The 8,786-nt window shown below is 34.1% G+C and carries 13 protein-coding genes; 10 read left to right on the top strand and 3 right to left on the bottom strand.

What is annotated here, in order from left to right:
* The 3 genes from BKH40_RS06220 to BKH40_RS08755 all read right to left on the bottom strand — a co-directional run.
* Positions 1-463 (bottom strand): hypothetical protein (locus BKH40_RS06220; RefSeq protein ID WP_095277880.1); only part of this gene is annotated, 463 nt, incomplete at its 3' end.
* 28 nt (positions 464-491) lie between these two features.
* Positions 492-1,013, bottom strand: coding sequence for a phage baseplate assembly protein V (locus BKH40_RS06215; RefSeq protein WP_180675152.1), 522 nt, complete (start codon positions 1,011-1,013; stop codon positions 492-494).
* A complete protein-coding gene (locus tag BKH40_RS08755; protein ID WP_180675151.1) occupies positions 1,010-1,207 on the bottom strand; it encodes a hypothetical protein in 198 nt (65 codons plus the stop codon). Before BKH40_RS08755 ends, BKH40_RS06215 begins: the two co-directional genes overlap by 4 nt.
* Positions 1,208-1,332: 125 nt before the next feature.
* Between BKH40_RS08755 and BKH40_RS06210 the strand changes: the two genes are divergently transcribed.
* From BKH40_RS06210 to BKH40_RS06165, 10 genes are all read left to right on the top strand, one after another.
* Positions 1,333-1,572 carry a hypothetical protein gene (locus tag BKH40_RS06210; RefSeq protein WP_095277877.1) on the top strand — a complete coding sequence of 80 codons (240 nt, stop codon included), beginning with the start codon at positions 1,333-1,335 and terminating at the stop codon, positions 1,570-1,572.
* A 119-nt stretch (positions 1,573-1,691) separates the two neighbouring features.
* Positions 1,692-2,930, top strand: coding sequence for a phage portal protein (locus BKH40_RS06205; RefSeq protein WP_257842531.1), 1,239 nt, complete (start codon positions 1,692-1,694; stop codon positions 2,928-2,930).
* A complete protein-coding gene (locus tag BKH40_RS06200) occupies positions 2,927-4,741 on the top strand; it encodes a phage major capsid protein (RefSeq protein WP_095277874.1) in 1,815 nt (604 codons plus the stop codon). Before BKH40_RS06205 ends, BKH40_RS06200 begins: the two co-directional genes overlap by 4 nt.
* 14 nt (positions 4,742-4,755) lie before the next feature.
* Complete coding sequence (locus tag BKH40_RS06195; RefSeq protein WP_095277873.1) at positions 4,756-5,034, top strand: hypothetical protein; 279 nt, start codon at positions 4,756-4,758, stop codon at positions 5,032-5,034.
* A 15-nt stretch (positions 5,035-5,049) separates the two neighbouring features.
* Positions 5,050-5,334 carry a hypothetical protein gene (locus BKH40_RS06190; protein ID WP_095277871.1) on the top strand — a complete coding sequence of 95 codons (285 nt, stop codon included), beginning with the start codon at positions 5,050-5,052 and terminating at the stop codon, positions 5,332-5,334.
* Positions 5,327-5,770 carry a hypothetical protein gene (locus tag BKH40_RS06185; RefSeq protein ID WP_095277870.1) on the top strand — a complete coding sequence of 148 codons (444 nt, stop codon included), beginning with the start codon at positions 5,327-5,329 and terminating at the stop codon, positions 5,768-5,770. Before BKH40_RS06190 ends, BKH40_RS06185 begins: the two co-directional genes overlap by 8 nt.
* Complete coding sequence (locus BKH40_RS06180; protein ID WP_095277868.1) at positions 5,763-6,026, top strand: GPW/gp25 family protein; 264 nt, start codon at positions 5,763-5,765, stop codon at positions 6,024-6,026. The genes BKH40_RS06185 and BKH40_RS06180 overlap by 8 nt, the downstream gene beginning before the upstream one ends.
* Positions 6,016-7,056, top strand: a complete 1,041-nt coding sequence (locus BKH40_RS06175) for a baseplate J/gp47 family protein (protein ID WP_095277867.1) — start codon at positions 6,016-6,018, stop codon at positions 7,054-7,056. The genes BKH40_RS06180 and BKH40_RS06175 overlap by 11 nt, the downstream gene beginning before the upstream one ends.
* Entirely contained in the window at positions 7,053-7,685 is a 633-nt protein-coding gene (locus BKH40_RS06170) for a hypothetical protein (protein WP_095277865.1), read from the top strand. Before BKH40_RS06175 ends, BKH40_RS06170 begins: the two co-directional genes overlap by 4 nt.
* Positions 7,675-8,775, top strand: a complete 1,101-nt coding sequence (locus tag BKH40_RS06165) for a hypothetical protein (protein WP_095277863.1) — start codon at positions 7,675-7,677, stop codon at positions 8,773-8,775. Before BKH40_RS06170 ends, BKH40_RS06165 begins: the two co-directional genes overlap by 11 nt.
* Positions 8,776-8,786 lie beyond the last annotated feature (11 nt).

Below are 8,786 nucleotides of genomic sequence, written 5' to 3'. Positions count from 1 at the left end.
CATTAGCCTGAGCTGCTTTAATCTCATACTCTTTAGGATCTTTTAGTTCTTTTAGCACTGCATCCATAAAGTTATCTATAATATTTACTAGCCTTTCATCTATGCCTTCATCTCTTTTTAACATATGACTTAAAGTATAAAGCTTATTACTTACTACGCTACTTGTATCTTCTAAGATTTTAGCTATCTCTTCTACATCTATAAGCTTGCCTAGCTTTTCTTTATACTGCAGCTCTTTTAATCTAGCATCTGCTAACTCGCGTCTTATTTTTACTTTTCCGTAATCACTTACATTTGTCTCATTTTCAATTTTATAATAAAGATAGGCTTTAAAGTTTGATTTTAAATCCCACACATCTTTTTCTAACTTTTGAAGAACTCCAGCCTTTTCAAGATTATAAACGTGTCTATCTGTAATATCTAAAAAAAAAGCTAATTCTTTAGTACTTACAAAACTTTCCACTTACTTTTTTACCATTATCTTTTTGTCATTATTTCTTTACTAGTACAGTTTTAGAGATATCAGCATGTGGCGCGCCCGTAAAAGGACAAATGCACTCACCAGTTACACATCCAGCTGTTGGCAAAAGCTTGTGATCTCCTAGTTTTATAGAATCTGCTTTTATAGTTGCGCTTTTAGATTCTACAACTACATCTTTACTAGCTTTTATATTTGCACTTTCACACTCTATACTTAGCGTTTTTAAACTTTCTATTTTAAAAACCCCTTCTTTGTAAGTGATCTTTGTTCCATCTTTATAAATAGTAGTTTCTGTATCACTTTCTAACTTTGTGCTAGGTTTTACAAAACTACCTAAGATAAAGCCATTGTTAGAATCTAGCTTTATTAATATCACACTTTCGCCAACTTGTGGAGGAAGTAGATGGGTTTTAAAACTGCTAGCTTGTTGTAAATAAGGATAAAAATCACTTACAGTGCCAGTATATTCCACACTTGCTAAGCTATCTTTTATAGCTACTATAACGCCTAAAAAGATTTTAGGATAAGTCATGAGATAGTTCCTATACCAGTGCCAGTGCCTGTATTTGTAGTAACTGTTACATTTATAACGCCTGATGAGGTTACATGCGAGATGATAGCCTTGCATAAAGCTTCTATAAAAGCCTTGTTTTCATTTTCTATCTTAAAGCCCTTAGCAGTTAAGTCAGTAGCTATCAAGTTACTAAGAGTTGTAGCATCTAGCATCTCTTTTCCTTTGTGTTTTAGGCACATTATAACTTTTAGCTTTAAACTTTCCTTTTTATAAGGAAAAAAATAAACTTTTTACTAAACCACTTAGGTATGCTAGCAAAAAACAAAAAAGGTAAAGTATGTTAGATGCTAAAGAAAAAGAGAACTTGCAAGCACAGATTTTAAAAATACAAGCTGCAAAGTCTGCCATACTTGACGCTCTAACTACAGGCAAGGACATAGTAGAGTATGAAGTAGGACAAACTAAAGTAAAAAAAACTCCAAGCATGGCACTTTATAACAGTTTGGACAGGCTAGAAAGCAATCTAAAAGCAAAACTAGCAAGTAGTGCTTCAATACAGTTTAGGTTTGCCAACTAATGAAATTTTTAAAATTAGCTAAAAAATATCTTTTTTTTACGCAAAGATTCACGAAAAAAAATAAGCTTTTAAATTTTTCCTTCCCTAGCCTTACGCCTAATAACTTAGTAAGCTCTAGCATGCAACGCCTGCTTAGCAATATTGATATAAATCAATCTCAAAACTCTATAACAAAACAAGCCAGACACCTAAGCCTTACTAATTCACTTTTAAGTGGCTTTTTACATGAAACACTGCATGCTGAGATATTAGGCAAAAAGGGCATGAGTTTAGATATGCATACCCCTAATAAAAATCTAAACTTAAGGCTAGAAAATCTTTGGCGGGATTACTGTGATGAGGTCTTTTCAGATGTAGAAGAGCTAACACTTTTACATCTTATAAGAGATGGCGAGGCATTTATACATATTAATGGCACAGATCTAGAAGTGCTAGATCCTCTAAATATAGATCATAGCTTTACAAACGAAAGAGAAAATATCTACTACGGTATAAAATTTGATGAAAGTTTAAAAATTCCACTTGCTTATTTTTTCTTAGATAAAGATAGCAAACTAATAAAACTAAACGCCAAAAATATAATCCATATCTTTCAAAAAGTAACCGCAAATCAAGTAAGAGGACTTAGTAAGCTAGCTAGCATAATACTCCCTGCTGATCAAGTAGACAAATTTAAGCAAGCCGAAATCCAAAGGGCAAGACTTCAAAGCGAAATAACTGGTTTTTTTGTAAGTGACGAAAAAGGCTTTAACTTAGAGCCCATAACCCCTAATGATAATGATGCCCCTAAGCCCCAAGCAGTATTACCCACTAAAGTAGAAGTAGGAAATATGAACTATATAGGGAGTGATATGAAAGCAGAGTTTATAAACTCTCACAATCCTACAAATATAGAATTTTTCATAAAGCAGACTAATAGAGAAAGTGCTAAAGCCTTAGGTATAAGTTATAGCACTCTAACAGGGGATCTAAATGACGTAAATTACTCAAGTATAAGATATGGCGGCAGTGCTGAAAGGCGTGGCTTTATGCGTCTTCAAAACTTTTTAATAAGAAAGCTTCATAAACCTATTTTTAAAGTCTTTTTGAAAAATTTAGCACTAGATTCTAAACTGCCACCTTCTCAAATAGAACTAGCCTTAAATAACTTTACTTTTAAAGCACAAGGCTGGGAGTATATAGACCCATATAAAGAAACTATGGCGAACAAAATAGCACTAGAAAGTGCCCAAAAATCACTAAGTGACATCTTACGCGAAAAAGGAAAAGAGCTTGATAGCCACGTAGAGGAGTTAAAAAAAGAAAGTGAAATCTACAAAATTTTAAATGAAAACAAAGTACAAGGAGCAAAGAGATGATTTTAAACTTTAATAGCAATATAGTGCTTGATAAAGATATAGATTCACAAAATCTAATAATTAGCTTTAAAGCCATTACTAAAAGCATCATCCCTACTTGGGAAGGGAACTTAATAATAGACCCAAAAGTTCTAACTTTTAACGCCCAAAGGCTTTATCTTGATCATAAAGTAAGCTTTGAAACCGCTATCGGAAAAATAATAGATCATAAACTTGAAGAAGATGCACTAAAAATAAAAGTGCAGTTTTTTAAAGATATCCCTAGCTCTTATGAAGCTTTTTTGAAATATCAAAATGGCTTAAGTGAAAGCGTATCAATCGGGCTTAGAGATTACGACTACAACAAGATAGAAAACAAAGGGCAAAAAGACAGCTATGAAATAATAAAAGGAGAAATATATGAAATAAGTGCCGTATATGAAGGTGCAGACCCTAAAGCAAAAATAAGCAACTTTACAAAACATCCAATACAACCAAATCTACAAAACACAAAAGAAGGAGAAAATATGGAAACACTCACAAACACTACAAATAAAAACTTAGAAGAGTTAGAAAGCCTAAAAAAAGAAGCTTTAATGCTTAAAAAACAAAAAGAAGAAGCCCAAAATATAGCAACTTTTGCAAAACTTTACACAGAGCACGCCTCTCTTGCAAGCAAGGCTATAGCTGAGGGACTAAGCTTTGTTGAATTTAGCGAGCTAGTAAAAGAAGAAAAGACCAAAGATGAGGCAAAAGACTTCGCACTAAAAAACTTTAGTAGTGCAAACTTTAGCCAGCCAAAAAAAGAGACAAGGAGTTTTAGTTTTGGAAGGGCTATAAAATCTATGACAGGAAGCGGCGTTGATGCTAGTTTTGAGCAACAGTTTTTTAGCAACAATAAGTTTGAAATCCCAGACCACACACTTTTAAATCTTGAAGGCGAAGCTAACACAACTAAGCCTAGCGACACAGCTGTGTCGCCTGCTTCTAATCCTTATTTAAAAAGTACTAATGAAAGTCTAAAAAGCATAATTCCAACTTATACCCGCTTTGATAGGCTTATAGACTTATTAAGCTATGAATCTAATTTAATGCCAGAGTGCGACATAATGGATGGAGTAGTTGGTAAGCAGGATTTGCCAGTTGATGAAAATGACATAATTGCAGACTTTGTAGATGAAGGAGTTAGTGGAGTAACGCGCGATTTAAAATTTGGCACTATATCAGTAAGCCCACATTCTATATCTTGTCCGATTTTAATTACTAGAACTATGCTTAATATGAGTGAGCTAGATCTAAATAGCTATATCATAAGAAAACTAAGAGAAAGTATAAGAAAAAGGATAGAGCACACAATAATAAATGGCAACGAAAAAGGGAAAATAAAAGGCATATTAGGCGAAGCTAGCCATCAGTTAGAAGCTGACTACTTCATAAGTGCAAAAACTACAGGCAAAAAAGCCACTTTAGATATGATAAAAAAACTAGCAGACAAATACTCTTTAGCCAATGCAAAGTTTTTATTATCTCAAATCAATGCTACCAATCTTCAAGGGCTTAGACCAGATGATAAGTCAACTGATAAGTGGTTAGTAAATGATGAAAACACTAACCTTTTAGGAAGACCGCTTCTTACTTCCGTTTATATGCCTGATAATCAGATAATTTATGGGGATTTAAAAAATGTCCAAATTGCCACATGGGGCAAGCTTGAAATCATACCTATACAAAAAGAAGGCGGAAACATCTATATAGAAGCCCTCTATGACGTAGACATCAAGCTAAAAGATCCTAAAGCTTTTGTAATAAACAAAAAAGCGTCTTCTTCTTAGGTAGGGGGTAAGCCATGAACTTCAAAGTTTTAAAACCTATAAAAATAGCCTCTATCTATTACAAAGCAGGTGAAAGCCTAACTCTTAGTAGTGAGACTGATAGAAACTTTTTAAAAGAGCTTTTAGATTCTAAAATCTTAGAAAGAGCCACTGTAGTACGCGTGGCTACTTTAACTGGCGACCCAGTAAAAGATGAAAAGATAAAAGAAGAGATAAGAAAAGAAGTAGCAGGCACAGGAGCAGGCACAGGAGCCCCTGCTAATTCACAAGCACAGCCTAAGGCTGAAGGCTAAGGAGCGTAAAATCTAATGTTTGAAACTGACTTAAAAGCAGTATTTGATACTTGTGCTACTCATACCTTTTCTTACAAAAATAAAAGCTTTTCTTGCTTTTATGAAAGTGATAGCGAGTTTTTTGATAGTGATGGCTACGTGCTTCGCGTGCCTAGCCTAATAGTTCCTGAAAGTGTTGGGAAAAGCATAGAGCCAAATGCCTCCATAAATTTTGAGTACCTTGACTACAAGGTTTATAAAAAAAGCTATAAAAATGCACTTTGCTACCTGCACATAAAAGAGGTAAAAACTTATGACTAGCTTGATAGTAGATACCCCATCTTTTGCGCCATTAGATGAACCTTTAAAAGAAAAAAGCAGTATAAGAGATGCTTTAATCTACCCGCTGCACAAAAGGCTACAAGAACTAGAAGGTATAAAGCAAGTAGTTTTTTATAGCCTCTTAACACTTGAAAAAGAGCATCTGCCTTCTATCATCTTAAAAGATGAGTTGGATTCTATAGAGCTAAATGGTGGAGCGTGGAAACATAGCCTAGATGTTGAGTTAATCCTTTATACTCTAAGCCAAAAAGAAAGAGAAAGCCTACTTTTAAAAGTGCTTGATATCTTAAAAACTAATCTTATAGTGGACAGTTTAAGCATTTCAAGAGAAAAGCTAGAAAGTGCAGAGCTTGAAGTTTACGCCTTAAGTTTAAAGCTAAATTTAAAATATCTAAGTGAGGCTTTTAATGTATAAGCTAAGCTTAGAAGAAAGCCTAAAACGCCTTTTTAGCACTCCTAAGGGCAGTTATATCCTAGATAGCAACTACGGGCTAGATACTAGCTTTATAGATAAAAATCCTAACAGTATAGATTATATAGCCCTTAAAGATGAGGTTTTAAGCCTTATAGCCAAGTATGAGCCAAGAGTAAATATAAAAAAAGCTAGCTTAAAGATTCAAGGGCAAAAAGCACTGCTTAGTTTAGAAGAGGGGATAACAATTGAACTCTAGTCAAATACCTAACTTTTTAAAACCCCTAGATATAGAATCTACTAAAGCTAGTATTTTAGAAAGTCTAAAAAAAGAACTTAAGATTAAGCAAAATATAGACTATGAGCCCTTAGTTAGTGATGATTTTAATATCTTAATAAATATCTTTTTAGATACCTTAAGCCGCGAGGTAATAAAACTTAACTTTATAGTTGCTAATAACTACTTGCCCTATTCAAGTGGGGAGTTTTTAGATGCCCTAGTAAGCCTTTTAGGACTAAAAAGAAACTTAGGCACAAAGCCACAAGCCAAAGTAAAGATAAAAGCCTTGCGCGATACTTTTTTAGCTAAAGGTACTAAGTTTATAAGCACACTAGGGGATATAGCCTACTTAAAAGAAGATTTAAACCTAAAAGAAGGCCTAGAGGTTCAAGGAGTGCTAGAAAGTGACAAGATAGGAGATATAAAAACTAATATCTTAGAGATAAAAAACCAACTTATAGAAAGCATTAATTTAGAAAGTGAGTTTATACAAGATGTGCAAAAAGAAAGTGATAGCGAGCTTAGGGCTAGATTTTTAGAAAGCCTTGCAAGATTTAGCACAGCAGGGAGTGAGAAAAGCTATTTATTTTTTTCAAAAGTTGCAGGTGTGGCTAAGGTAAAAGTTACTAGCCCACAAGCAGGCAAGATAAAAGCGCTCTTTCACGCAAAGACTGACTTAAGCAAAGAAATAGAAGCTAACTTAAAAGATAACACACCCATAACTGATAGCTTAGAAGTAAAAAAAGCCATTTTAAAAGAAGTAGAGCTAACTGTTAAGATAAAAGTAAAACCTAACTCTAACTTTGCTACTTTACAACTAGCTATAGAAAACAACTTAAAGGGCTACTTTGAAAGCTTAGAGATAGATGAAAGCCCCCCACTTAATAAATTAATAGCTTTATGTTTTGTTGATGACAAAGTAGAAGATGCAAGGCTTGAAGGGCTAGAAGAGTTAGAAGCAGATTCTATATACGTTTTAAAAAGCGTAAGCGTGGAGCCTCTAGTATGAAACATATAAATATACTCTCTCCCCTTATAAAAAAGCTTATAAAAGAAGCCCTAACCCTAGAAGGTGGACACTTTTTTTATGAAAGTAGTAATAAACAAGCTAGCATTTTTGAAACTATTTCATCTACTTCTTTATCTCCTGTTAGTACTGCTTCGCCTGCTAGTTCTTTATTAGCCCAAGATATAAAATATTTTGCCATAGCTAGCACTTTTGATATAGCTATAGCTAATGAGGGAAAAGAAGCTATACCCCACCTATTAAGTGAGCCTATATTAAAAAAGACAAAATTAGGAACTATAGAAGGGCTAAATCTTGCCCTAACTCCTATCTTTGGGAAGTTAAACATACAAACGCCAGCAGATACGCAAAAAAGTCTAAAACCACTAGAAGACTTCCACTTTAGAGTAAGCCTAGCCCCCAATATCATAGATTCCAAAACTCTTATAAAAGCACGCCTAGCTATAGATAGCTTAAAGCCACTTAGAGATAGGCTTGAAAATATCTTTATAGTTTTAGAGCCAGTTAGTTTTTCTTTTTATGAAAGCACGCCTGTGGTTTTTTCTACTAGATATGTACTAGAGATAAAAGAGGTAGCAGAAACTGAAGTAAGGAGCGAAAATGGAATCTAAAAAGACACTAACGCTAAGTGGAGACAAACTACTTAGTGAAGCGATGAAAGAAGCACTAAAAACTGGAGTCAAAAACTTTAGTTTGCTAGGGGCAAAAACTAGCAATGATGAAACTCTTTTAAATTTAGACACTACAAACATAGAAGGCTTTACCCCACACATAGTAGCAACTAGTCAGCTAGAAGCTGGCTTTTATGATGAAAATGGCATCCTAACTTATACACTAGATCTAGCAAAACTTAGCGGGGATTTTGATACTTCGGACAAAGAGAGGTATATCTACTACATTAACTTGCTAGATAATGACAACAATGTCTTAATAACCTTCCCCACCTCAAGAGTGCTTCTTAGTCAAAATATAGGAGGTATTTTCACTATAAAATTCCCTATAAGCGGTACTAAAAATGAAGTAGTATTTAAAAGGGATGAGTATATTGTAAGAACTGAGTTTGAAAGTCTAAAAGCCAAAGTTTTAGAAAATGAAAATCTGCTTAATGCAACAATCTTAGAAGTAAATAACAAAATAAATCAAATAAACACAACGATAGCCACTTTAGTAACCACTCTAAAACTCCAAAGTCTTATAGATAATCGCGTAGGAGAATTAGCATATTTTGCTGCAAAAGAAGTGCCAAAGGGCTATTACTTAGTTGGCACTTTAGTAAAAAAAGCAAAATATGCAAAGCTTTATGCAAAAGTTCAAGGACTTAGCAACGTCACTGAAAGTGATGATAACTTCATGATTAACAACTTTACATACGTAAAAGGAACTAATAGCACAAGTGACGTTTTACAAACCCAAACTCAAGCGTTGCCAAATATAAGAGGTAAGGCTTGGAGTGGTAGTGGAAACATAAGTGTCAACTCGTCTTTCTTTGGTGGAGAAACATCAGCTAATACCGAAGGTGTGTTTTTTGCGACCAATAATTTTCAAAGTACAAACAGAGGCGCTGGAAGTTTTAATGCACAAACCAACAACCACCAATTAAATATAGACGCATCAAGAGCTAGCAACATCTACAAAGACAACTCAGGCGTAGAGCTTCAAGCTTTTAAACTTTTGACTTGCATCTTTGCTGATCCTAGCTAAAAACATAAACC

It is taken from the genome of Helicobacter sp. 11S02629-2 (assembly GCF_002272875.1).
GTDB lineage: Bacteria > Campylobacterota > Campylobacteria > Campylobacterales > Helicobacteraceae > Helicobacter_I.
The sequence above is the reverse complement of the archived record's forward strand: the minus strand, read 5'-3'. Positions and strand labels throughout refer to the sequence as shown.

What these genes read in the sequence shown, in the direction of transcription:
- BKH40_RS06215 (WP_180675152.1), bottom strand. Translation starts at nt 1,013, where the DNA reads ATGACTTATCCTAAAATCTTTTTAGGCGTTATAGTAGCTATAAAAGAT.
- BKH40_RS08755 (WP_180675151.1), bottom strand. Translation starts at nt 1,207, where the DNA reads ATGCTAGATGCTACAACTCTTAGTAACTTGATAGCTACTGACTTAACT.
- BKH40_RS06210 (WP_095277877.1), top strand. Translation starts at nt 1,333, where the DNA reads ATGTTAGATGCTAAAGAAAAAGAGAACTTGCAAGCACAGATTTTAAAA.
- BKH40_RS06205 (WP_257842531.1), top strand. Translation starts at nt 1,692, where the DNA reads ATGCAACGCCTGCTTAGCAATATTGATATAAATCAATCTCAAAACTCT.
- BKH40_RS06200 (WP_095277874.1), top strand. Translation starts at nt 2,927, where the DNA reads ATGATTTTAAACTTTAATAGCAATATAGTGCTTGATAAAGATATAGAT.
- BKH40_RS06195 (WP_095277873.1), top strand. Translation starts at nt 4,756, where the DNA reads ATGAACTTCAAAGTTTTAAAACCTATAAAAATAGCCTCTATCTATTAC.
- BKH40_RS06190 (WP_095277871.1), top strand. Translation starts at nt 5,050, where the DNA reads ATGTTTGAAACTGACTTAAAAGCAGTATTTGATACTTGTGCTACTCAT.
- BKH40_RS06185 (WP_095277870.1), top strand. Translation starts at nt 5,327, where the DNA reads ATGACTAGCTTGATAGTAGATACCCCATCTTTTGCGCCATTAGATGAA.
- BKH40_RS06180 (WP_095277868.1), top strand. Translation starts at nt 5,763, where the DNA reads ATGTATAAGCTAAGCTTAGAAGAAAGCCTAAAACGCCTTTTTAGCACT.
- BKH40_RS06170 (WP_095277865.1), top strand. Translation starts at nt 7,053, where the DNA reads ATGAAACATATAAATATACTCTCTCCCCTTATAAAAAAGCTTATAAAA.
- BKH40_RS06165 (WP_095277863.1), top strand. Translation starts at nt 7,675, where the DNA reads ATGGAATCTAAAAAGACACTAACGCTAAGTGGAGACAAACTACTTAGT.